Source organism: Rufibacter soli, assembly GCF_054781795.1.
The window spans coordinates 189,287-214,068 of the sequence record NZ_BAAGTS010000002.1; the positions used below are offsets into that span (position 1 = coordinate 189,287).

General features: G+C 48.3%; 22 protein-coding genes. 16 read left to right on the plus strand and 6 right to left on the minus strand.

The features are described from left to right. The first annotated feature begins 2 nt into the window (after positions 1-2). From ACYVJQ_RS02700 to ACYVJQ_RS02710, 3 genes are all read left to right on the plus strand, one after another. Positions 3-1,520, plus strand: coding sequence for a RagB/SusD family nutrient uptake outer membrane protein (locus tag ACYVJQ_RS02700; RefSeq protein WP_460891534.1), 1,518 nt, complete (start codon positions 3-5; stop codon positions 1,518-1,520). Between the two features lie 17 nt (positions 1,521-1,537). Continuing rightward, entirely contained in the window at positions 1,538-2,059 is a 522-nt protein-coding gene (locus tag ACYVJQ_RS02705; protein WP_460891535.1) for a DUF4843 domain-containing protein, read from the plus strand. Positions 2,060-2,327: 268 nt separating this feature from the next. Next, the gene (locus ACYVJQ_RS02710) at positions 2,328-4,625 is read left to right on the plus strand and encodes a S9 family peptidase (protein ID WP_460891536.1); all 2,298 of its coding nucleotides are present in this window, start codon (positions 2,328-2,330) and stop codon (positions 4,623-4,625) included. 184 nt (positions 4,626-4,809) lie between these two features. On the opposite strand, the gene ACYVJQ_RS02715 is transcribed toward ACYVJQ_RS02710, so the two are convergent. Beyond that, positions 4,810-5,640 (minus strand): phosphatase PAP2 family protein, encoded by an 831-nt coding sequence (locus ACYVJQ_RS02715; RefSeq protein WP_460891537.1) that lies wholly within the window; start codon positions 5,638-5,640, stop codon positions 4,810-4,812. Between the two features lie 10 nt (positions 5,641-5,650). Further along, on the minus strand, positions 5,651-6,472 hold the full coding sequence (locus ACYVJQ_RS02720; protein ID WP_460891538.1) for a phosphatase PAP2 family protein: 822 nt from the start codon (positions 6,470-6,472) through the stop codon (positions 5,651-5,653). Between the two features lie 298 nt (positions 6,473-6,770). Here ACYVJQ_RS02720 and metK point away from each other — a divergent pair, with 298 nt between their 5' ends. After that, complete coding sequence (gene metK, locus ACYVJQ_RS02725; protein ID WP_460891539.1) at positions 6,771-8,075, plus strand: methionine adenosyltransferase; 1,305 nt, start codon at positions 6,771-6,773, stop codon at positions 8,073-8,075. A gap of 72 nt (positions 8,076-8,147) precedes the next feature. Here metK and hpf read toward each other — a convergent pair whose 3' ends face one another. The 4 genes from hpf to ACYVJQ_RS02745 form a co-directional block, all read right to left on the minus strand. Continuing rightward, entirely contained in the window at positions 8,148-8,447 is a 300-nt protein-coding gene (gene hpf, locus ACYVJQ_RS02730; protein ID WP_460891540.1) for a ribosome hibernation-promoting factor, HPF/YfiA family, read from the minus strand. A 25-nt stretch (positions 8,448-8,472) separates the two neighbouring features. Then, positions 8,473-9,351: a tyrosine-type recombinase/integrase gene (locus ACYVJQ_RS02735; protein ID WP_460891541.1), complete on the minus strand. Its 879-nt coding sequence runs from the start codon at positions 9,349-9,351 to the stop codon at positions 8,473-8,475. Between the two features lie 75 nt (positions 9,352-9,426). Continuing rightward, entirely contained in the window at positions 9,427-9,621 is a 195-nt protein-coding gene (gene rpsU / locus ACYVJQ_RS02740; protein ID WP_460893580.1) for a 30S ribosomal protein S21, read from the minus strand. An 85-nt stretch (positions 9,622-9,706) separates the two neighbouring features. Further along, a complete protein-coding gene (locus ACYVJQ_RS02745) occupies positions 9,707-10,846 on the minus strand; it encodes an acyl-CoA dehydrogenase (RefSeq protein WP_460891542.1) in 1,140 nt (379 codons plus the stop codon). Positions 10,847-11,199: 353 nt separating this feature from the next. Here ACYVJQ_RS02745 and ACYVJQ_RS02750 point away from each other — a divergent pair, with 353 nt between their 5' ends. The 12 genes from ACYVJQ_RS02750 (at position 11,200) to uvrB (ending at position 24,628) form a co-directional block, all read left to right on the plus strand. Next, positions 11,200-11,940 (plus strand): polysaccharide biosynthesis/export family protein, encoded by a 741-nt coding sequence (locus ACYVJQ_RS02750; protein ID WP_460891543.1) that lies wholly within the window; start codon positions 11,200-11,202, stop codon positions 11,938-11,940. A 14-nt stretch (positions 11,941-11,954) separates the two neighbouring features. Further along, entirely contained in the window at positions 11,955-14,396 is a 2,442-nt protein-coding gene (locus tag ACYVJQ_RS02755) for a GumC family protein (RefSeq protein WP_460891544.1), read from the plus strand. Between the two features lie 6 nt (positions 14,397-14,402). Continuing rightward, positions 14,403-15,155, plus strand: coding sequence for a tyrosine-protein phosphatase (locus tag ACYVJQ_RS02760; RefSeq protein WP_460891545.1), 753 nt, complete (start codon positions 14,403-14,405; stop codon positions 15,153-15,155). Between the two features lie 10 nt (positions 15,156-15,165). Then, positions 15,166-16,140, plus strand: coding sequence for an NAD-dependent epimerase/dehydratase family protein (locus ACYVJQ_RS02765; RefSeq protein WP_460891546.1), 975 nt, complete (start codon positions 15,166-15,168; stop codon positions 16,138-16,140). A gap of 59 nt (positions 16,141-16,199) precedes the next feature. Next, positions 16,200-17,600, plus strand: a complete 1,401-nt coding sequence (locus ACYVJQ_RS02770; RefSeq protein WP_460891547.1) for a tetratricopeptide repeat protein — start codon at positions 16,200-16,202, stop codon at positions 17,598-17,600. Positions 17,601-17,610: 10 nt separating this feature from the next. Further along, on the plus strand, positions 17,611-18,393 hold the full coding sequence (locus tag ACYVJQ_RS02775) for a phosphosulfolactate synthase (protein ID WP_460891548.1): 783 nt from the start codon (positions 17,611-17,613) through the stop codon (positions 18,391-18,393). A gap of 18 nt (positions 18,394-18,411) precedes the next feature. Beyond that, positions 18,412-19,056: a DedA family protein gene (locus tag ACYVJQ_RS02780; protein WP_460891549.1), complete on the plus strand. Its 645-nt coding sequence runs from the start codon at positions 18,412-18,414 to the stop codon at positions 19,054-19,056. Positions 19,057-19,085: 29 nt separating this feature from the next. Beyond that, positions 19,086-19,823, plus strand: a complete 738-nt coding sequence (locus ACYVJQ_RS02785; RefSeq protein WP_460891550.1) for a shikimate dehydrogenase family protein — start codon at positions 19,086-19,088, stop codon at positions 19,821-19,823. 199 nt (positions 19,824-20,022) lie between these two features. Beyond that, positions 20,023-20,598, plus strand: a complete 576-nt coding sequence (locus tag ACYVJQ_RS02790; protein ID WP_460891551.1) for an RNA polymerase sigma factor — start codon at positions 20,023-20,025, stop codon at positions 20,596-20,598. After that, complete coding sequence (locus ACYVJQ_RS02795; protein ID WP_460891552.1) at positions 20,579-22,147, plus strand: outer membrane beta-barrel protein; 1,569 nt, start codon at positions 20,579-20,581, stop codon at positions 22,145-22,147. Before ACYVJQ_RS02790 ends, ACYVJQ_RS02795 begins: the two co-directional genes overlap by 20 nt. 102 nt (positions 22,148-22,249) lie before the next feature. Then, positions 22,250-22,465 carry a hypothetical protein gene (locus ACYVJQ_RS02800; protein ID WP_460891553.1) on the plus strand — a complete coding sequence of 72 codons (216 nt, stop codon included), beginning with the start codon at positions 22,250-22,252 and terminating at the stop codon, positions 22,463-22,465. Between the two features lie 129 nt (positions 22,466-22,594). Beyond that, on the plus strand, positions 22,595-24,628 hold the full coding sequence (gene uvrB / locus ACYVJQ_RS02805; RefSeq protein ID WP_460891554.1) for an excinuclease ABC subunit UvrB: 2,034 nt from the start codon (positions 22,595-22,597) through the stop codon (positions 24,626-24,628). The last annotated feature ends 154 nt before the right edge of the window (positions 24,629-24,782 follow it).

The following is a 24,782-nucleotide window of genomic DNA, read 5'->3' on the forward strand; positions in this document are numbered from 1 at the left end:
AAATGAAAAATAATTTTTTAAATAAGCTGGGATTGTTTTTCCTGGCCGCAAGTATTTCCTTCTCCACGCTTTCCTGCGAAGACCTTATCGAACAGGATCCAGCTCAATCTATTGATGCAGAAGGAGCATTAACCTCTTCTAAAGAGAACCTTTCAGCAGCTATTGTTGGTATCTACGCTCCCTTGAAGTCTACCACCAACTACGGTAACCGTCTAATCACGCTACCTGAGGCTTTGTCTGATAACGGAAGAGCTACTAACCACTCTGGTCGTTTGGTAAATGAGGCTAGAAACCTTAGAGGAGCCCACTTTACGCACTATTCCAATAACTACAGCGCTATCAACAGAGCTAACCTGGTATTGGCAGCAATTCCTAACATGAAAGATCCTTCTGTTACGGACGCCAATAAAGCAGCATGGACTGGTGAGGTTAAGTTTTTGCGGGCACTGTATTACTTTGACCTAGTAAGAGCCTACGCTTATATACCAGGAGCCATTGTAGATGCGAAAAACAAAGGGGGAGTTCCTCTTATTCTGGAGCCAATCAAATCAACTGAAGAAGTATTGGTATATAAGCCAAAAAGAGCTTCTATTGATGAGGTGTATGACCAAATCTATACTGACTTAAACGATGCTATTGCCAAGTTGGGGTCTATGACTTCTACCAGCCGTCCTAATGTGGCGTCTAAGCAAGCGGCTCAGGCATTGTTGTCCAGAGTAGCCTTGTACAGAAAAGACTGGGCGAAAGTGATTGAAATGTCAAGTGCTGTGATTACTGCCAGAGGCACTACGCTATTGAACAAAGACAACTATCTGAACGGTTGGAGCACTGCCATTAACCCAGAGTCTTTGTTTGAGGTGGAGTTCAGAAACACCAATGAAAACATTGGGGTGAATGAGTCTCTTCAAACCACTTTTACTACCATGACTATTAGAGGAACACGTACCACAGCCGTTGGTTTTGGTGACTTGGTACCTACTGATCCTTTGATTGCTGCCTTGGGTGTGACTCCAGTAAGAAACACCTCAGGAACCTTAACGGGCGCAACTTATGGTGCTGACGTACGCGGACGTTTATTTGAGGCAGGTGGTACTGGCCGTTCAAGTGTGAATATTGAGACGACCAAGTTCTTAGGAAAGAATGGTTCTGTTAACTTAGATAATGTTCCGGTTTTACGTATTGCCGAAATGTACCTGAACAGAGCAGAGGCATATTCAGAATCTGGACAAGATGCCCTTGCGTTGGCAGATGTTAACACGCTTAGAGTAAGCAGAGGATTGACGGCTTCAGTGGGTGTAACCGGAGACGCGTTGAAAACTGAGATTATGTTGCAGCGCAGATTAGAGTTTGCCTTTGAAGGACATAGGTTCTTTGACCTGAAAAGAAAAGGACTTGATATTCTTAAGCCAGCTCAGCCAGGTGCACCAACTATCCTTTTTACAGCCGATGTAATTCTTCCTGCCATCCCTACTTCTGAAACAGATGGCAACCCTGACTTCCTGCAAAACTTTGGCTATTAATCTATTATTCTAAGAAAATGAATAAGTTTAAAATATATTTCTTTGCTCTAATAACCCTTCTATTATCTTCCTGTATTGAGCAAGATGAACTGTTATTTGAGGATTCAGTAGTGGAATTTGATGCCTCTACCTGGGAAGCTAAATCTGTAGTTGGAGGCGTTGCTAAAAACTATTTACTGCTTACCCGTGTGCCTAAATATGGCTGGCCAACTACTACTGCAGATCCACTTATCGCTAGAACATCAGGAACTGTTAAACTAAGGGTAAATCTTGTAGGCGCACAACGCTCTACTGCTGAAGAAGTAACCTTTAAGGTAGTACCAGAAGAAACTACTGCCATTGAAGGTGTACACTACACCACTACTGGTAAGGTAACCATTCCGGCAAACTCCAGTTTTGGAGAATTAGAAGTTAAGATCCTGAATTCAGGAACTTCGTCTGCCACGCCAGTAAACTTGGTACTGCAATTAGACGGTAACGCTTCCCTGCCGGCAAGTGCCAATTACAGCCGTTTAGGTATTCAAATAAGACAAATTTAAATTTTGTCAGCTTAGAAAAAGCCCCAGAGTTATCTGGGGCTTTTTTTATGTCTTTTACCCAAAAGGATAACTACCTAGAGGCCTATATATGCCAGGTTTAATTGCCCGGAAGAAAATTATGGCCTACCTTGGTTTTGAGATATTTTACTGCCTTCAACTTATTTTTAATCCATTCCAATCTAATTACATGAGGTTAATTCCTTCTTTCTTAGGTGCCGCCATTTTTGTTTTGCTTTTCCAGGTCAATGGTTGGTGCCAAACAAAGCCTGTGCTTACGGTAGACATGATCATGCAAGATCCTGCCCAATGGATAGGTACGTCTCCCAGCAATGTCTACTGGTCAGATGACAGCAAGCAGGTCTTCTTCCTATGGAACCCAGAAAAAGCTAAGCGTGACTCACTTTACTCCGTGCAGGCCAATGGGTCACGCGCTAGAAAAGTCTCTTTGGGCGAGCGTAAAAAAAGTTCGGTCCCAGGCGGTACTTACAATCAGAAACGGACACAACGGGTCTATGAACGCGAAGGAGATATCTACCTGCTAGACGCGAAAACTGGCCAAATAAGACAAATCACGAGTACCGTGGAGCGGGAGTCCTCACCGTCCTTTACTTCCAGCGAGGGGGAAATCACTTATCTTAAAGATAATAATATGTTTGCCTGGAATATGACGAACGGGCAAACCCGTCAATTAACAGATTTCAGGAGGGGGCGCAAACCCCAGGATCCAGATCAGGCAAAGGACAAGCAGGAGCGCTTCTTGCGCGACCAACAACTGGAACTCTTGCAGATTATCCAGAAACGGGAAGAGGAGCGCCAACTACAACGGTCAGCCCAAAAGGAATCTGCTAAATCAAGGCCCAGAGAAATTTACCTGGAAGACAAGCTGGTAGATAACTTGCTGCTCAGCCCAGATGAGCGGTACATCACCTACAGGTTAGTGTCCAGACCAGCCGGCAGCAAAATTGCCCAAGTGCCTAACTATGTGACCGCTTCTGGGTACACAGAGGACATTCCCACCAGAACCAAGGTAGGAGCAGAACAGGCTTCCTATGAAATGGGAGTGTATGACAGGAAAGCAGATACCACCTATCTGGTTTCTTTCAAAACGATAACGGGCGGTTCCAACAGCACTATTAATTCCACTCCTGGGCAACGTGAAGCCAAAGGCAATGCTGCAGGTGCTAACCTTAGCGGTAGAAAGGTAATACCCTTTGGGCCTTTCTTTTCTACAGACGGCAAGAAGGCCGTGTTGGTAGCCAGGTCTCAGGACAACAAAGACCGCTGGATCATGAATTTTGATCCGGCCACGGGAAGCGTGAAAGTGATTGACCACCTGCATGACGAGGCCTGGGTCAATGGTTACGGGCCTGGGTTGATAGGCTGGATGCCTGATAATGAGCGTGTCTGGTTTGTGTCTGAAGAAAGCGGGTACGCCCAGCTTTACACGGTGCAGGCCACTACGGGCCAAAAGACCGCATTGACTTCCGGAAAGTTTGAAGTGCAGGGTGTGCAATTGTCAAAGGATAAGAAATATTGGTACCTCACTACCAACCAGGTGCACCCCGGCGAGCAGCATTTTTACCGGATGCCGCTGGCCGGCGGGAAGATGGAGCAGATCACCAAAATGACAGGAGCTCATGAGGTGACCATGTCCCCGGATGAAAAGACACTGGCCATCCGGTATTCTTATTCCAACAAACCCTGGGAGCTGTACGTGATGGAGAATAGGCCAGGGGCTAAACCAGTGCAGGTAACCAAATCCACAACCTCAGAATTCAACGCTTACCCTTGGCGGGACCCAGAGGTAAGCACCTACCAAGCTTCAGACGGGGCCCAGGTACACGCCCGCCTTTACAAACCAGAAAATGCCGCCGCGCAAGGGCCCGCTGTCATTTTTGTGCATGGCGCCGGATACCTGCAGAATGCCCACAAATGGTGGAGTACCTATTTTAGGGAGTATATGTTCCATAATCTGCTGGTAGACAAAGGATACACGGTGCTGGACATAGATTACCGTGGCAGTGCCGGTTATGGACGTGACTGGCGTACTGGCATTTACCGGTACATGGGCGGCAAGGATCTCAGTGACCACCTAGACGGTGCCAAAATGTTGGTTGAGAAACATGGCGTGGACCCTAAGCGCATTGGTATCTATGGGGGCTCTTATGGTGGCTTTATTACGCTTATGGCTATGTTCACCCAGCCAGAGGTGTTTGCGGCAGGAGCCGCCTTGCGGTCAGTGACAGACTGGTCCCATTATAACCATGGCTATACCTCTAACATCTTAAATGAGCCCCAGTCTGATAGTCTGGCGTATGCCCGCAGTTCACCTATCTATTACGCGGACGGCCTGAAAGGGGCGCTTCTAATGTGCCACGGAATGGTAGATACCAACGTGCACTTCCAGGATATTGTGCGGTTATCGCAACGCTTAATTGAATTGAAGAAAGAGAACTGGGAACTGGCAGTGTACCCGGTAGAAGACCACGGGTTTGTAGAGCCTACCAGCTGGACCGATGAGTATAAACGGATTCTCAAACTCTTTGAAACCAATCTGAAGAAGTAGAACCGTTCCTACCCCTTGGAAGGTGGATTCTGTTTTGAGCCTGTTTTTTCAAAAACAGGCTCAAAACAGAATCCCTCCCTAAATGAAGAATCTGCCCCCATCAAGGGGCAATAACCTCGAAACGCAAAAGCCCCACCGACGAGATGGGGCTTTTGCGTTTCGAGGCCGTTTTTCTGAAAAGTGGTTAAAAACATCTGGAAAGGGCAATGCCCTGGGTGAATTCGCCAGCCAGGCTTTCGGTGACCGGAACCAGGTTCCAGCCTAGTTGGTCTTTACGCTTATGTAATTCAGGAACCAAGATTCCAATACCAGCCCCAACGGCAAATCCTATGAGATTATCACTTAGGAAGTGCTTTCCGGCTTTCAGCCTTAAATAACCTACCGTGGCAGGTACGGCTGCCGCTGCTCCCCACACCACAGGCCTCCAGGGAGAATCTGGGTGGAGGTCATGGAAAACCTTCGCAGCGAAAAAGGTGCTACTGGCCGTAGCGGCCGTATGCCCGGCAAAAAAGGAGTTGGTGGCGTACTTATGTAGGCGTTCCTCCAAGGGGGCCTGGGTGGCATAAACATTGGGCCGCTTTCTATTGGTAAGGCCCGCCGTTAAAGCGTAGAGGCCTCCTGCCAGGGATACGGTCTCGGCATACAGAAAGTAAATATCGCCTGCCTGCGGCAAGGCTTTCTTATCTGCCAGTAACAGGAGAGGCAGGCCAAAGGAAGTATAAAAAGGAATGTTACTCAGTTTCTGGGCGCTCTTGCTATAGTAACCTGCTGAAAAGCGGTCAAATCCATTTACTTGGCTTTTATCCAATCCATTTAGGTCTTCCTGGGTTAACTTAGGCTTATTCACTAAGATAAGTGAGCCTGTAACCGCCATAGCAATTCCTCCTGCCGTGATGGCCCCGTCTCTAATCACACTGGTATGGTACAAACGGGTTTCGCTTTGGCTCAGACCTAGCGAAGGGTTTGCCCAATAAAGAAGCACCTGTAAATAGAGAAAGGCTTGAAGGTGGCGCATACAGGGCTAATTAAAACTTATACTGCAGGGTTACTCCGTCCAGGTTTTCGCCAAGTACCGGGATCACGCTAGGCGACAGGGAAAGACCTCCGCCATCGGCTTTTTTATGCAGTTGGGGTACCACAATGCCCACCACGGCGCCCACGCCATAGCCTATTAGGTTGTCGCTCAGGAAGTGCTTGCCCGCTTCCAGCCGCAGATATCCCACCGCGGCGGGCACCAGGGCAGCACCGGCCCAGACAAAGGGGCGCGCCGGCGAGTCTGGGTTGAAGTCATGGAAAACCTTAGCGGTGAAGAAAGAGATGGTGGACACCGCCGCGGTATGCCCCGCGTAGAATGAGTTCTGGGAATTGGCCCTGGTTTTCTTATTGATGGGCACTGCCCCTGATTTGTCATAGACCAATGGCCTAACCCTTGGGTTGGCCGCGGAAGCCATGGTGAAAAGCGTTCCCGTAATGGCCATGGTTTCTACATAAAGCGTCAGCACCTGCCCCGTGTTGTCTTTTATTTCTGGGTCAAAAAGAAGAAGCGCCGGTGCCGCCAGCGAGCTGTATAGCATTATGTCGCTCACATTTCTGGCGCTTTCGCTGTGGTTGCCGGCAGCAAAGCGGTCAAAGGAATTTACGTCGCTTTTCCGCACGGCCTCAGCCTGTTCAGGGGTGAAGGCAGATTTCTGCTGCATGAGGTAGAGACCCAATCCACTTAACCCCATGCCTGCGGCAGTGATGGGAGCATCTACTTTGAAAGAAGTCTTATAGGGAGAGGAGGACTGAGCAACCACCTGCAAAGAAGCGGCCAGGGAAATAACTAAGGAATAGAAGTATTTCTTCATAAAAGGGTAAGTGTCTGAATAGGGATTAAATTTTTTTGTGAAACGGCCCAAGTGCCAAAAAGTTTCTGAGCCCCTGTTAAGTATAAGAACGGGGGCCCTTCAGCCGTTTTAAGGCCGTTTTCCTAAAAACAGGCTCAAAACAGCCAGACAACCTGGTCTATCAAATTTTTTTTAGGCTGGTAACTTCCTGACCGCCTTGGGCGTGTTTTGCAAGTAAACTTTTGCATCTCGGTCAATTACGTTAATTTTGTCCCTTGCGGCCAAGACCGCCAATAACACTGTACCTAACTTTTAGATAATGCCTTATCTTTTTACGTCTGAGTCGGTATCCGAGGGGCACCCGGATAAAGTAGCCGACCAAATCTCTGATGCCCTCCTAGACGAGTTCCTTAAGCAGGACCCCCAGTCCAAAGTGGCGTGTGAAACCTTGGTTACCACCGGGTTGGTGGTTTTAAGCGGTGAGGTGAAAACGCAAGCCTATGTAGATGTGCAGAAGGTGGCCCGTGAAGTAATTGCCCGAATTGGCTATACTAAGTCTGAATATAAGTTTGATGCCGAAGCCTGCGGCATTATCTCTGCCATTCATGAGCAGTCAGGTGACATTAACCAGGGAGTAGAACGGGACAAGCCAGAAGACCAGGGAGCTGGTGACCAAGGCATGATGTTCGGTTATGCCACCAACGAGACGGATAGCTATATGCCGTTGGCTTTGGAGATCTCACACCTCCTTCTTAAAGAACTGGCGTCTATCCGGAAGGAAGGAAAAGAAATGACCTACCTCCGTCCTGATGCCAAGTCACAGGTGACCATCAGATACTCAGATACGCATGTTCCTGAGAAAATTGACACCATTGTAATCTCTACCCAGCATGATGAGTTTGAAAGCTCAGATGCCAATGACAGCGCTGCCTCACGGCAGGCCGAAGCGAAGATGGTAGCCAAGATCAAGGAGGATGTATTGAACATTCTGCTTCCGCGTGTGAAAAGCAAACTGCCCCAACGCACCGCAGATCTGTTTGCCAATGATATCACCTACCATATAAACCCCACCGGTAAGTTCGTGATTGGCGGGCCTCACGGTGACACTGGGTTAACGGGCCGTAAGATCATTGTGGACACTTACGGTGGTAAAGGCGCCCATGGGGGAGGGGCTTTCTCTGGAAAAGACTCTTCTAAAGTGGACCGTTCAGCAGCCTATGCTGCGCGGCACATTGCCAAAAACCTGGTGGCGGCCGGAGTAGCTGACCAAGTACTGGTGCAGGTGGCTTACGCTATTGGCGTAGCTGAGCCAGTAGGCCTATACGTTACCACTTACGGAACCACTAAAGTAACTGGTGCTAACGGGGAAACCATGACAGACGGCGAGATTGCTGATAAAGTAAACGAACTGTTTGAAATGCGGCCCTATGATATTGTGAAGCGCTTTGGGCTGCAGAACCCTATCTTCTCTGAAACGGCAGCTTACGGGCATATGGGCCGCGAGGCAGGCGTGAAAAAAGTACAATACAAAGTAGACGGTAAGGTAGAGGAACGCGAGTTTGAGACCTTCACCTGGGAAAAATTAGATTACGTAGACAAGATCAAGGCTTCCTTCAAGCTTTAATCTTTTACTTCACCATATAAAAAAAGGGCCTCAAAAGAGGCCCTTTTTTTATATGGTGAAGTGATTGGGGGATTAATAGGTGGCCAATTTTTCTTTGTGCTTGATCAATTGTTTTTTCATGTCTTCTACCGCCTTGTCTGTGGCCGTCTCAAATGAGTTGGCTTCCTCTTTACAGAATAGGGTGGCACCTGGCACGAATAGCTTAATCTCCACTAATTTATTGTCATGCGCTTCTGGTTTCTGCAACCGCAGGATGACCTCGCCGCTGATGATCCGGTCAAAAAAGGTGTCTAACTTGTCTATCTTTCTTTGCAGGAAATCTAACAGGCTCTGGTCTGCGGTGAAATGTACAGCTTGGATTTGCAGTTTCATAGGTTACTTCTTTAGGTGATACGAATTACGCTTTGGGATGAGCTTTCTCAAAGACAGCTTTGAGTTTCTCAATAGAATTATGGGTATAGACTTGGGTAGCGGCCAGGCTAGCGTGGCCTAACAGGTCTTTGATGGCTCCCAGATCAGCCCCTCGGTTTAGTAAGTGGGTAGCAAAGGAATGCCGGAACACGTGCGGACTATTCTTTTGGGCGGTTGACACTGTGCTCATATACTTCTTTACCACGCGGTATACGTACTTTGGGTAGAGGGGAGCCTCTTTATCCGTAACGAAGAGGAATGAAGAATTGTTATCTGGGAACGTGGCTAGTCGCTTCTGGAGATAGGCAGCCAAGGTGGTTGCCAAGGAAGGGTTCAAAGGTAAAATACGCTCTTTGTTGCCTTTCCCCAAGACCTTTAAGGTGCTGGATGAAAGGTTGATGTCTGCCAGTTTTAGGTTGGTGAGTTCGGCCAAGCGCATACCTGTACCGTATAGCAGTTCCAGGATTAATTTTTCCCGGTGACCTTTGAAATCATCTGAGAAAACGCCTTGGTCCAGCACTTGGGTAAAGGCATCTTCAGGAATAAAGGAGGGAAGCTTCTTTGCTAACTTTGGGGCTTTAATGCGCACCGTAGGATTAAACTCTACCTCGCCCCGGCGGATTAAAAATTTGAAATAAGAGCGGAGGGAAGCGATTTTGCGGTGAATGGTACGGCTGTCCAGATCTTTTTGAACTAGTGCCACCACCCAGGATCGGATAATGGCATGGTTCGCCAATTTCAGGTCCTCTACCTCATACACCTCCATCAGATATTCTTTGAACTGCTGAAGGTCCGTTTGGTAAGAGATGATGGTGTGCGGGCTGAACCGCTTTTCGTACTGAAGGTATTTAAAAAATAATTCCATAAATTAAGGAAGCCGACCTGAGTAAGACCGTTGCCCTAATTTATGGAATTACCACGTAGGTTGTATCAGTAAAGCCTAGTAGTTATCAGTCGCGAACAATTGTTGCTTGTACACGGCTCTCTCCTTTTGCTTCCTCTTGGTGATAGAAGGTTTCTGGAAGAACGTTCTGGCGCGCAATTGCTTCAAGACACCGGTTCTTTCAAATTTCTTTTTGAATCGCTTTAAGGCTTTGTCTACTGACTCGTTATCCTTTACGTTAATGATGATCATATAATAGATTGATTTTAAAGTCAATTGTTTTTAAGGATTGCAAAGATATTCACAAATCCACTGACAGTCAAGCCCTGTTGCCCAATTATTTTAATACTGCCCTTGAAATAACTAATTTCTGTATCTCTGAGGTTCCCTCCCCTATGGTGCAGAGCTTAGAATCACGGTAATATTTCTCTGCCGGATAGTCTTTGGTATAGCCATAGCCGCCAAAAATCTGCACTCCTTCATTGGCAGCCCTAACGCATACCTCAGAGGCATAGAGCTTCGCCATGGCAGACTCTTTGTTGACGTTCTCGCCCCGGTTTTTCATGGCAGCAGCTCTATACGTTAAAAGTGCCGCGGCCTCAATCTCAGTAGCCATATCTGCCAGTTTAAAGGCAATTCCCTGGAACTCAGAGATGGGCTTGTTGAATTGATGGCGTTCTTTTGAATAAGCAAGCGCTGCTTCATAGGCTCCTTGTGCTATCCCTAAGCTAAGGGCTGCAATGGAGATGCGGCCGCCGTCCAGTACTTTCATAGACTGTATAAAGCCTTCGCCTACTTCCCCCAGCACGTTAGCATGAGGCACGCGGCAGTCTTCAAAGATCAGTTCTGTGGTTTCTGAAGCCCGCATACCTAGTTTATCCTCTTTTCGCCCCGCCGTGAAACCTGCCGTTGGTTTTTCTATGACAAATGCCGTCATGCCTCTAGAATCCCCTACTTCACCTGTTCTGGCAATTACCACCGATATATTGCTGGATTTACCGTGGGTGATGAAATTCTTGGCTCCATTCAGGACCCAGTCATCTCCATCTCTCACGGCCACGGTGCGCATGTTACCTGCATCTGACCCGGTGTTGGGCTCTGTCAGTCCCCAGGCACCAATCCATTCGGCAGTGGCCAGTTTTGGGAGCCATTTCTTTTTTTGCTCTTCACTGCCAAATTGCAGGATGTGTCCTGTGCACAAAGAGTTATGGGCTGCCATAGATAGGCCAATTGAGCCATCAATCTTAGACAATTCTGCAATAGCAGTCACATACTCTAAATACCCAAAGCCTGAACCGCCATATTCTTGCGGCACTAATACCCCCATTAAGCCTAATTCTCCCAGCTGTTTGAAAACGTGGACAGGGAATTCCTGAGACTCATCCCATTTCATCATGTCAGGTTTAATGGCTTTTGCGCCAAAATCACGGATCATGTCAGCAATCATCTGCTGGTTTTCATTGTAGCTAAGCTGCATATAGGAGTTTGATTTGAGATCAATGAAGTTTTAAAGTTAAGAAAAATAACCGCACCAACCTAACGTAAGTTAGGTTGGTGCGGTTATTGGCTTTCATTTGAAAATTTTATCATAAAGGATAGGTGTCTAAAATACGGGGCGATGTCTTAACAGGATTCAGCCATTTGGCGTACCCATTACTTTTAGCTTACTTTGTGATTGGCTCTAACTGTTCAGCGGTTAGTAAATTTCACTGTATATCTACAGACTATTGACCTTATATGCCCTTTAACAGCCCAACTTTCCTGAAAAAGTACCTTCCCTATGTTTTGTTGTTTTGGCTGAGTTCCTGTAATGTATATAGGCAGAACATCATGTTCAGGACGGAGGGTGATGTAAATGCCGACCTATTGCGTGGTTCTATAGCAGAAGCCGGAAGAAATTATAAGATCCAGGCGAATGATGTATTACGGATCAGGATCTATACTAATAAAGGTGAAATCTTAGTGGACCCCAATAACTTTTTGAGATTGGAATTGTCCCAAAGTGGTAGCGGAAGGAATGGTGGGGTACAACAGCAGGGAGGGCCACAGCAGCAGGAACCGCAGGAGTATACCGTATTGCCAAACGGCGAAGTTAAGGTTCCAATGATTGGTTTTGTGCCTGTGCAGGGTTTTACGCTTGCTCAGGCAGATAGTGCATTCCAAAGCAAGTTCGAAACTTATTATAGAGATACGTATGTTTACTCTGAGGTTGTGAGCAGAAGAGTGATTGTTTTGGGGGCCACAGGAGGGAAAGTGGTGCCTTTGGCCCATGAAAACATTAATGTGGTGGAAGTACTGGCTTTGGCAGGTGGAATGCCTGATAACGCCAAAGCACAGAATATTCGCCTGATAAGAGATATTGCCTCCCCGAAGCCTATCGTGCAAGTTATAGATTTAACCACCATTGCCGGTTTGCAGAAAGCTAGCCTTAGGGTACAACCTAATGATGTAGTGTATGTAGAGCCGGTAAGAAGGGTTTTCAATGAATCATTGCGGGATGTTTTAACTGTTTTAGGGGCAGTTACCAATGTGCTTACCTCTTACTTCGTTATTAAGAATTTAGTTAATTAGAATACAAAAAGTACATGAGTGTAAAGACAGTCAATGATCTGGATGAACTGGATCATCGTTTGGGAGGTGGTGAAGAGGAAGAGGATGACGGTGGAACAAGTATTGATTTTGTTACCCTTCTGCATGTTGTTCGGCGAAGCATTCCCTGGATAATACTTCTTGTGCTCTTAGGGGCCACAGGCTCCTATTTGTATTTAAGATATACCAAAAAAGTTTACGAGTCCTCTTCCACCATCAAGCTAGATGAACAGTCTGAGGCGGGCGTACTAGGCATGGACCAGGCAGCCGGCTTAAAGGTAGAGTCAGGGATTGGGAAACTACAGGGCGAGGTTGACCTTATCAAATCTAATATTGTCTATGAACGCCTAAAGGAAAGAATGCCTTTGAAGGTGAGCTACTTTGTAAAGGCCCGCGTGTTAGATGCTGAACTTTACAAAGAGAGCCCGTTCGTGGTTACGTATGATTCCACCAATTTTGATCTGTATGATCAGAAGATCTTTGTGGAATTCAGCTCCCCTAGCCAATTTAACATCTATGTGGGTGAGGAGGGATCGCCAGCCACGCATACGGTGGGCGCTCAGGTTAGCCTTTCTGGAAGTAAAGTGTCTGTTTCCAACTCCCCCAATTTTTCCAATACGCATATTGGGGAAACCTATTATTTTATCATCCACAGCAATCAAAGGTTAAAGGCCTATATTGATGAAAACCTGACTACGGCCATCCTTAACCCCGAGTCCAAGACCATCCAGATTTCCTTTAAGGATTTTAACAGATATAAGGCACGTGATATTGTTGAGAATATTGATGCCGTGTATTTGCAACAGAAACTGGAACGAAGCAACCAGGCCAGCAGACAGACACTTTCGTTTTTAAATGATCAGCTAAAAGAGACAGAAGATAGTCTTAGAAAAGCTGAAAATGAAATTGAGCGGTTTGTAAGGCAGAATAAGTCTTATGATATAAAGGGCAGCCTTCAGGAAGCTTTAACCCAAGTGCAGGAGTTAGAGAAGGAGAAAATGGAATTAAGCTTCCAATTATCTCTCTTGAATACCATTCAAGCTAAGGTAAGGAAAAATGAAGATTTAAGTCTGGTAGCTTCAAGTCTTCAGGGGCAAGAGAGCCAAGACCCGCAATTAGCTGAGCAATTAATGGAGCTTAGTGATCTACAAGCCAGCCAACGGACGCGGCAGATGACAAGTAGAGGGAATACCCTTGCTGATAAATCACTTGAAGAACGCATTGATTTTGCCCAGAATAAATTGAATGGGGTGATTAATGGAAGCAAAAGCTTGGCCCAAGCCAAGCTTGAAAACATCAATAGAAACCAATCTTTACTCACGGGTAAAATATTACAGGCCCCTGGACAAGAAACAGAACGGGCAAGGTTAGAGCGTATCTTCGGCTTATACGAAGGTTTCTTTACCCAAATCTTAAATAAGAGAGTGGAGTACGGCATTGCCATGGCTGGGACTACTCCAGATTTCCAGGTGCTGTCACCGGCAAGTTTGCCGGCAGAGTCCAGTCCTATTTCGCCAAACAGACTTTTGGTGTATGCTATTGGTATTGCCGGCGGGTTGTTCCTGGGCATAGGGTTAATTGCCACCCGCTATTTAATGCATGATACCGTAACCACTATTCGGGAGCTAGAGCGAAATATATCTGTCCCGGTTCTAGGGGTGGTGCCCTCTTATGACAAGCAGAAGATGCCCTTCTCCAAACTGGTAGTAAACCAGAATCCGAAGTCGGCTTTAAGTGAATCCATCAGGTCGATCAGGACTAATTTGGAGTTCATGAGTGCCTCCAAGAAGAAACGGATTATCTCTGTCACTTCCACCATAAGCGGGGAAGGAAAGACTTTTGTTGCCGTTAACTTAGGCGGTATTATAGCCATGTCTGGCATGAAAGTGGTTATCCTAGACCTGGATATGCGGAAACCAAAAGTACATATTGCCTTAGATGGGGACAACAGCAAAGGCATGAGTACTATCTTGATTGACAAACATTCCATTGAAGAGTGTGTGCAGCCCACCGCTATTGCAGACTTAGACTTTATTTCTGCGGGACCAACGCCTCCTAACCCTTCTGAGCTGATCATGTCTGGAAGGTTTGAGGAAGTATTGAATGGACTGCACCAAACCTATGATATGATCTTAGTGGATAGCCCACCTGTAGGGTTGGTGACTGATGGGGTACTGATCATGCGGAAAGCAGATATTCCTTTATATATTGTTAGGGCTGGTTATTCGAAAAAGACCTTTTTGAAAGGCATTGATAAGCTGGTAAGAACCAATCACCTAAGTAATATGGCGGTTATCTTAAATGATGCCAGCAGCATGAACGGCTATGGGTACGGTTATGGCTATGGGTACGGCTACGGCTACGGCTACGGGCAGGGTTATTATGATGAAGAGGTGAAACCAACGTTTGGGACAAAATTAAAGTCGATCTTTAAATAAGGCCTTATGTGGAGTGTACTTAAAGGGCTTTGGAAAGACAAGGACACGAAGAGTGCCTCTTACCTGGACCTCGTGGCGGATATGCACTCTCATTTACTACCTGGTTTAGATGACGGGGCCGCCACACTGGAGGATTCCATGCTCCTTTTGGAGGCTCTGCATTCCTTAGGATTCCGTAAGCTTTGTATGACTCCCCATATCATGGGGGACTTTTACAAAAACACCCCTGCTGCTATTAGGGCAAAGTTGGAAGAACTACAAGCGGCAGTTTCTGCTAAGGGCATAGAGATGGAGCTTTCTTGTGCTGCAGAATATTACTTAGATGAGTGGTTTCTGGAGAAAATAGAGAAAGGGGAGGAACTGCTCTCATTTGGCGGAGATAGGAAGTTTCTGCTGGTAGAAACCTCTTACATGAATGAGCCGGCCCATTTGCGGCAGATTATATTTGCCATACAAACTGCCGGGTATACACCGGTGCTGGCCCACCCAGAGCGGTATACTTATTTTTACGGAAGGCTGGAACGGCTTCTGGAGCTAAGGGAAACCGGAATACTGTTCCAGATTAATATCAATTCCATAGCGGGCTATTATTCCAAACCTGCAAAAGAGGTGGCCAAACAATTGATTCAGAAGAAAGCGGTTGAATTTTTGGGTACAGACACGCATTCTATGAAGCACCTTCAGGTGCTCCAGCGCACAGTGGCAGAGCCTTTGTTCCAGGAAGCCCTCAGATTGCCGCTCCTAAACGCGACCCTCTAAATTTTATCTATTGAAAAAGGTATTAGTAACCGGAGGGAGTGGGCTTCTGGGGCATTTTCTAGTGCAGCGGCTGTTAGAGGAGGGCCTGGAAGTAGTGGCGCTTCGTAGGCAGACACCTTCAAAACTGCAACATCCAAAGCTCACTTGGCTGGAGGGAGATATATTAGATCCATTCCTATTGCAGTCATTGGTGCAAGAGGTGACAGAGGTATACCACTGTGCCGGTTTTGTGTCATATTCCCCCCAGGATGAAAGCCTGCTTCAGCAAATAAATGTAGAGGGAACCGCTAACGTGGTGAATGCCTGCCTGCAAAACAAGCACGTACGGCTATGCCATGTTAGCTCTATTGCGGCCATTAATAGAAAGGCAAGTGAGAAAGTAATTCGGGAAGACGTGCAATGGGATCCTATGGCCGAAAGGTCTGCCTACGCCTTTTCAAAGTTTTATGGTGAGATGGAAGTGTGGCGGGGAATATCAGAAGGTTTGCAAGCCGTTATTGTGAACCCTTCCGTTATTTTGGGGCCAGGTGATATGGCCAGAAGCAGTACCCAACTGTTCAAATATGTGGCAGACCAACGGCCGTTCTACACGGTGGGGTATGTAAACTTTGTAGATGTACGTGATGTCGTGGAAGCCATGTTCAGGCTAATGGAAGGAGAACATTGGGGCCAGCGCTTCATAGTAAATGCACACCAGACTACTTACCATGCTTTTTTTCAGGAAGTAGCCAGGTTGATAGGGAAAACGCCTCCCCGGTTCAAGGTGCCGGGCTGGTTAGCTGAAATTGTATGGCGCGCTGAGGCAGTAAGAGGCAGCTTGGTGAATAGCAGGCCGCTAATCACCAAAGAGACAGCCCGTATTGCAAAGGAAGAACATTTCTTTGCAAATGATAAAGTGAAAGCGGCAACAGGCATGGTGTTTCGACCGTTGGAAGAAACCCTGCAGTGGAGTTGCGGGCAGCTTTTGCATAGTGAATCTTTATAAGATTCTTTTGTTGGTTAAGAGTGAAGGGTACTTTTACCCTTGTTGAGATTTACTTGTAGATGGACGATAATTTTGAAGAGTTCTCCAGTGAGGATTTAGACCTGATCCATAGGTTTGAAACCATGCAGGAAACGAATAATACCCAGTTCTTTGACCTCTCAGACTATGAGAGCATCATAGACTATTACGCCAATAGCTTTAATTACAGCCAGGCCCTTAAGGCGTGTGACGCCGGCATTGCCCAATATCCTTTCTCCACTGAACTTCTAATAGACAAAGCCCAGGTCCTGGCAATGCTAGGCGCCTTTGATGAGGCATTGGTGTTAGTGGAAGAGGTTTCCCAGATGGATCCCACCAATGAAGACATTCCGGTAACCAAAGGCATCATCTTCAATCAGAAAGGAGACTTTGCCATGGCTATTGATTTCTTTAAGCAGGCAGCTGAGCAGGCAGACGTGAAAGATGACATCTACTTCAACATTGGGCTCTCTTACCAGAGTTGGGGGAAATTCAAGGCTGCCATGAAGTATTATAAGCGCAGCTTGCGCTTGAATATGGAAAATGAGCTGGCCCTGCAGGAATTACTGTATTGCCTGGAGATCACCGGCGAGGGGGAGAGCGTGACCTCTTTCTTCCAGGAATTTGTGGATGCAGACCCATATTCGGCCGTAGCATGGTTTAACCTGGGGCTGGCGCAAAGTAGATTGGGTCTCTATGAAAAGGCGGTGGCTTCTTATGAGTACGCCACGTTAATTCAGCCAGATTTGGCCCCAGCCTTTGTGAACCTGGCCAATAACTATGTCTTTTTAGGAGAGTTTACTAAAGCCATAGAAGCTTTTCAAGGGGCCTTGGAGCAAACAGAGCCTAACGCAGATATTCTTTGTAACATTGGCGAGTGCTATGAAAAACTGTCACAGTGGGATCTGGCGCATAAGTATTACCTAAAGGCCATTGACCTTTCCCCTGAGATGGATGAGGCCTGGTTTGGTATTGGGGTCATTCTTGATTTACAGGGGAAATGGCTGGAAGCCGTACACTATTATCGCAAGGCAATTTCCTTTTACGCAGACAATGCGGACTACTGGTTGGCTTTGGCAGCTGCAGAGTACCAGCTGGGCAACATTATTTCTAGCGTAGAGGCCTATGAGCAAGCCAGCAACCTGTCTCCTGAAAACAAAGACATCTGGTTGAATTGGTCTATCATTCTTTATGAACAGGGCAATTATGAGGGAGCTATTGACCTATTGGTTAACGCCTTGGAGCTTCAGCCAGACGAGGCTGAACTGCAGTACCGGCTATGCGCCTATAGTTTAGCGGCAGGAAAGTATAAGCAGGCATACAATTATCTGGAAAATGCTTTAATTTTGGACTTCGATAAGCATAAGCTTCTTTTTGAGTTCTTCCCAGAGCTGGAATCGCAGCGGGCTCTGGCCCGGCTCATTGACCAGTATCGCAAATAAACCCCTATTCATGAATTACGAACTTTCCCACCTTCCAGCACGCACCTCTAAACCCAGAGAGAGCGGATTTACCATGGCCATGGACAAAGGCCTAAGTTTAAGAGAAGCCGAAAACTTTGCCGAGGTAGCCGGAGAGTACGTGGATATTGTGAAACTGGGCTGGGCAACTTCGTTTGTGACGCCTAACCTTGATAAGAAATTGGCGGTCTTCAGAGAGGCGGGACTGCCTTTCTATTTTGGGGGCACTTTGTTTGAAGCCTTTATCGTCAGAGGCCAGTTTGATGACTACCGCCGTCTGCTGGATAAATACAAGCTGGAGTTTGCCGAAGTGTCTGACGGGTCTATTGAAATGGACCATGACCTGAAGTGCCAATACATCCGGACTTTGTCTGAGCAGGTAACGGTTTTGTCTGAGGTTGGGTCTAAAGACGCAGAGAAAATAATCCCGCCTTACAAATGGATTAGCCTGATGCAGGCTGAGCTGGATGCCGGCGCCTGGAAGGTGATTGGTGAGTCCAGAGAGGCAGGAAACGTAGGCCTGTTCCGTTCTACCGGTGAGGTAAGAAGCGGCCTGGTTGAGGAGATCCTTACCAAGATTCCGTTTGAGAAAATTATCTGGGAGGCCCCACAAAAAGCACAGCAGGTTTTCTTTATTAAATTACTGGGAGCCAACGTGAACTTGGGCAATATTTCTCCTAATGAGATCATCCCGCTAGAGACCATCCGGTTGGGTTTGAGAGGCGATACGTTCACCCACTTCCTGGACAAGGAAATGTTAGATAAACTGGTTTAACCCAATAGCTTTTAGATAATGGAGTTACTCCGGCAGTTCATTGATTTGTTTTTACACCTAGACCAGCACCTCAGCCAGATCATCACAGAGTATGGCACCTGGACCTATGTGATTCTCTTCCTGATCATCTTTGTGGAAACCGGGGTAGTGGTGATGCCATTTCTTCCCGGAGATTCGCTTCTCTTCGCTGCCGGCGCCTTTGCCGCTACCGGTGTGCTGAACGTGTGGTGGCTGATCATTCTGCTGTTCATAGCTGCCTTTCTGGGAGATACCCTCAATTATCTGATCGGGGACTACTTTGGGCCAAAGGTGTTCAAGCGGGATTACCGGTTCTTAAAGAGGGAATACCTGTACAAGACCCAGGCTTTTTATGAGAAGCATGGCGGTAAAACCATCATCTTCGCCCGGTTTATCCCCATCATCCGTACTTTCGCGCCATTTGTGGCAGGGGTAGGCACCATGAAATACGGGAAGTTCCTTTCTTACAATGTTATTGGGGGTTTCCTGTGGGTGGCCGGCTTTGTGTTGGCGGGCTTTGTATTCGGTAATATACCGGCGGTAAAGGAAAACTTCACACTGGTGATTTTCGGGATTATCCTAGTCTCCATAATCCCACCGGTGATTGAATTGGTAAAACAAAGATTCAGCGCTAAACAGCAATAGGCGGCCCTTGGCTCCTCTTTGATCCAGCTATGGAAAATGACTACGGGCTGGTTGGCTATAAGCTGACCCATTCTTTCTCCCAGAAATATTTTACAGATAAATTCATCTCTGAGGGGATCAAGGATAGCCAGTACCATTTATTTGAGCTGGACACAATTGCAGATTTTCCAGCGCTTCTTAAAAAGTACCCTACTTTAAAAGGGTTGAACGTTACCATTCCTTACAAAGAGGCCATCATTCCCTACCTGGATGAGTTGGAGCCCACCGCGGCCAAAATAGGGGCCATAAACGTGGTGAAGTTTGAGAACGGCAGACTCATTGGCCACAACTCAGACTACCAGGGGTTTATGCAGTCCCTCCAGAACTTCTACCCCTGCTACTCCCAGTCGCAGGCGTTGGTGCTGGGCACAGGAGGCGCGGCCAAGGCCGTAATGGCCGCCCTGGATTACCTGAACATTGGCTACAAAGTAGTGTCCAGGGAGAAAAGGCCCGGCATGCTCACCTACCAGGAGCTTACGCCCAGCGTGATGTCAGTAGTGTCTCTCATTGTGAATGCCTCGCCGGTAGGCACCTACCCAAGGGTAGATGAGTGCCCCGCCATTCCCTTTGAGTTATTGTCTGGGCACCACTATCTCTATGACCTGGTATATAACCCGGCAGAGACGCTGTTTCTAAAGCGTGGTCAGCAGATGGGTGCCAAAACCATCAATGGCTATGAAATGCTTTGCCTGCAGGCCGAGGTGGCCTGGCAGATCTGGCATAGCTAAGCGCGTTTAAAGCCCGTTTTTGGCAAAACAGGCCCAAACTAGGCAGACCTATTCCATGGGCTTAGGTACCCACATTTGAGTAATCTTCCGGTAAGGCCATAAAAAATGAGGGAAAATATTCCTTCTGCAGAATTGGCGTGCAACCTTTGGTGCTCCGCCGGGCTCTTACCAGTGGAAGACACCTTTACCAGAACCTCCGTTGAAGATTTTCAAATCCAGAGATACCTCTGAGGCAGACCTCATTCAAGAGGCTGTGGCCGGAAAGCGGAACGCCCAGCAGCAGCTGTACCAACGGTACGCAGGCAAGATGCTGGCGGTAAGCAAGAGGTATGCCCGCACGGATTTTGAGGCCGAAGACATTCTCCAGGACGCATTTGTAAAGGTGTTTCTGTACCTGAAGAACTTTAAAGGCGAGTGCCCTTTGGAATTCTGGATCAAGCGCATTGTCATCAACACCTCCCTTAAACACCAGCGCAGCAACCGGCACCTCATGGTCACAGACCAGGAAGGGGAGTGGGATGTCGTTTCAGAGCATGATTCCCTGGACGGCCAATTCGCCTATGAGGAGTTGTTGCAATTGGTACGGGAGCTTCCGCCGCGCTACCAGGCGGTCTTCAACCTGTATGCCATAGAAGGATTCTCCCATAAGGAAATAGGGGAGATGCTGGAAATAACGGAAAGTACTTCCAAATCACAATATTCCCGGGCCCGCGCCAGTTTACGGCTGGCCCTGCTACGGTTAAAAGAGCAGTACCATGAAAAAATCACCGGCTGAGCAGAAGCAAGGTCAGTCCGTGGAAGAGGTATTCCGGAACGGATTGGCAGACGCGGAGGCTACCCCGCCCCCGCGCATCTGGGAGAACCTGGACACCCTCCTGGAGAACCAGGAGTTGCACCATTACCGCAAGCAGGCGAAATGGTACCGGTCCATTGCCGCCGCCGCGGTGCTGCTGTTTATCTCGTTTGCCGTATTCTTCTGGAGGAGCAGCAACCAAACACAACAACCCCAGAACGGCCTGGCCTCAGTTTCAAGCCTGCATGGTCCCTCTACCCAAGAGAAAGCCAAACGCGCAAACCCAAGCCCGGAAAAACCTGATGAAAAGCTGGCCGCTGTTTCAGAGCCGTTTTCAGAAAAACAGGCCCAAAAAAGGAATTCCAAGGATCAGCCTTTAGCCGCCGCCGGCAGTTACAGACCAACCCCGGGAGAGCAACTTAAGGCTATGGGGAATAATAGTTTGAACCAACGGCATACCACACCAGCAAGAATGGAACGGGAACCGGAAACAGGAAACAGCAATGCCTCCCTCACTGGCCCTTCCCTGGCCACTTCCTTTCCCTTGGCGCAAGATTCAATGCTTGGGTTGACTACTTCCGCTTTGGCCGCAAAAGGACCTGTTTCCCTGCCTGTGGGTGGTTTGGTAGATTCAGTGCAGTATGCCCAGGCAAATACTATTTTAAGGCAGAAGCAGGTGGAAGAGGTAGCGGTGGCCGTAGCGGCGCCGGCAGAAAAGGACGAAATGGGAAATACCCAAGCCGGCCAGAGATGGAGCCTGGCCGTGGCCTATAGCCCACAGTATGCGTATTCTCCCGTAAAAATAGGGCAAGCCAACAGTGCTCCTTTGGCGTCTTTCTCTCAACCCCAAATGGCCAATGACTACCAGGAGGCGGTAGAAGAGTACAATAATAGTTACAGCCCGGCTTATTCTTACAGTACATTGGTGGGGGCTACTTATCAGATTAATGAGAAATGGCAGCTGGAAAGTGGCATGCTGTATACCCAGAGTGAGGCTACTACCACCTCTTCGTTTCTTGTTTCTGGCTATGCAGAATTCCAGGGGTTTCAAGGGGCGTCCTTAACCGGCAGTACTAAAAATGTGCCGCTGGTGGCAAACGCGCTGCACACAGACGGGGCTGCGGGGGGCATGTCGGTGAGCCGCACGGGTCAGTACACCACCAAATACAAATACCAGCAAGTGGGGCTACCGTTGCGGGTGGCATATAAACACGCTTTTAACAGGTTTTTTGGCTATCTGGCCGGCGGCGTACACGTAAACCTATTATTGCAGAACAGCATCACCCCAGAAAGCAGGCAGGTAGAGGCTTTGCGGTTTAGTTTCAATGACCAGAATTCACCGTATAAAGCCTGGCAGTTGGCCACTTCTACCGCGGTGGGGGTGGGGTATGAACTGTCAAAGAATATGAGCCTTTTGGTGGCGCCAGAGCTCAACTACTCCCTTACGCCATTGCTGAAAGAAGGGCAAAAGCAGCCCGATGCCTTTCAGGTAGGCGTAAGTGTTGGCGGCAGATGGCGTCTGGGGAAATGATTTTGGCATGCAACCTTTGTGCTGCGGTAGGGGTCTAACCAACATTCTTGGTCTCCTATAGGCAGCAGGAGTTAATAATATAGTTCTTATCAGCTTACCAGTATGAATACCACTTACTCTTTCCACAAAGTTGCCCGTACCTGGGCTTTGATTTTCTCGGTGCCCTTGTACATAGGCGGAACTTCCCTCTGGCTGAAAGAAGAAATCAAAGATGTGGTAAATGAGAAAGAGGCCCATATGCTTTCTTCCCTCAAAGAGGAAATGAAGAAGTCTCTGGCCCAGAAGAGACAAAAGCCTAAAACGGTGGTCCTGCCGTAAATGGCTTGGGCGTTCTGAGCCTGTTTTTGGTAAAACAGCCCTAAAACGCTACCTAATTTAGCGCAATGCTAAACTCTATTGCTTTTACTGGTGTTATAATACGTTATCTTTGATTGTATTTCGCACCACATGAAATTTCAACTAACCTCAGAATTCCAACCCACCGGAGACCAGCCCCGGGCCATAAAACAACTCACCCAGGGCGTACGCAGCGGCGAGCAAGCGCAGGTGTTGCTTGGGGCCACCGGTACCGGTAAAACCTTTACCGTGGCTAACCTCATCCAGGAGGTACAGAAGCCCACGCTGGTGCTCTGTCACAACAAGACCTTGGCCGCCCAGCTCTACGGCGAGTTCAAGCAGTTCTTCCCCAACAACGCGGTGGAGTACTTCATCTCCTACTATGACTACTACCAGCCGGAGGCCTACATCGCCTCCTCTGACGTGTTCATTGAAAAAGACCTGGCCATCAACGAAGAGATTGAGAAGCTCCGGCTCCACGCCACCTCGGCGTTGCTCTCGGGCCGCCGCGATGTGATTGTGGTCGCCTCCGTGTCCTGTATCTACGGTATCGGTAACCCCGAGGAGTTCGGGAAGAACGTGATCCCGCTGGCCCCGGGCATGAAAGTGAGCCGCAACAACCTGTTGTACCAGTTCGTGTCCATTCTCTACAGCCGTACCGAGGTGGAGTTCACACGTGGAACGTTCCGGGTGAAGGGCGATACCGTGGACATCTATCCGGCGTACGCTGATTTTGCTTACCGCATCTATTTCTGGGGCGATGAGATTGAGTCCATTCAGCGCATTGACCCAGAGAGTGGCCGCAAGCTGGCCGACGAGGAAAGCGTGTCGCTGTTCCCGGCCAACCTCTTCGTGACGGGCAAGGATACTTTGAACCAGGCCATCAATGAGATTCAGTTTGACATGGTGGCCCAGCACGACTACTTCCTCAAGGAAGGCCGTGACAACGAGGCCAAACGCATCAAGGAGCGTACCGAGTTTGACCTGGAGATGATCCGGGAGCTGGGCTATTGCTCCGGTATTGAGAACTACTCCCGCTACTTTGACCGCCGTGCCCCCGGCGCCAGGCCATTCTGCCTGCTGGACTATTTCCCGGATGATTTCCTGATGGTGATTGACGAGAGCCACGCCACGCTGCCTCAGGTGCGGGCTATGTGGGGCGGTGACCGCTCGCGCAAGACCGCGCTGGTGGAATACGGCTTCCGGCTTCCCGCCGCCATGGACAACCGCCCGCTTACCTTCAATGAGTTTGAGAGCGTCATGCACCAGGTCATTTTCGTGAGCGCCACGCCCGGCGACTACGAGATCCAGAAATCTGAAGGCGTGGTGGTGGAGCAGATCATCCGCCCAACGGGCCTCTTGGATCCGGAGATTGAGATTAGGCCCAGCCAGAACCAGATTGACGACCTGCTGGATGAGGTGGACAACCGCATCAAGCGCGGCGACCGTGTGCTGGTGACTACCCTTACCAAGCGCATGGCCGAGGAACTGACCAAGTACATGGAGCGCCTCAACATCAAGGTGAAATACATCCACTCTGAGGTGAAGACCCTGGACCGTGTGGAGATTCTCCGGGAGCTGCGCTTGGGTGAGATTGACGTCTTGATTGGGGTGAACCTGCTGCGCGAAGGGCTGGACTTACCCGAGGTAAGTTTGGTGGCTATTCTGGACACCGACAAAGAAGGTTTCCTGCGTGACCAGCGCTCTCTGATCCAGACCATCGGCCGGGCCGCGCGTAACGAGAACGGAAAAGTGCTTATGTACGCTGACAGGATCACGGGTTCTATGCAACGCGCCATTGACGAGACCAACCGGCGCCGGGCCACCCAAATGGAATACAACCTGGAACACGGCATCACGCCTAAAACGGTGTACAAGTCCAAAGAGGCCATCATGGAGCAAACCTCGGTGGCAGACTCCAACAAGCGCGAGGCCAAGGCCTACGCCGGCCCAGATGAAAGCCTCATGTCCATTGCCGCAGATCCGGTGGTGCAGTACATGAAGCGCGATGAACTGGAGAAAGTCATCAAGAAAACCGAGAAGCAGATGGAGGCCGCCGCCAAAGAACTGGACTTCCTGCAGGCCGCCAAATACCGTGATGAACTAGCTGAGCTGCGTAAGCTGCTCAAGGCCAAACGGGACTAATATTTCTTATTTAAGCAAATTCCCGTTTTGGGCCCGTTTTCCAAAAAACGGGCCCAAAACGGGAATTTCTTTTTTAGAAAAAGCACGAAAGACCCGTAGGGGAGAAAAGACTTGGCGTGGTCTTTGTTGACAGAGAAAAGGTTCACCAGTACGC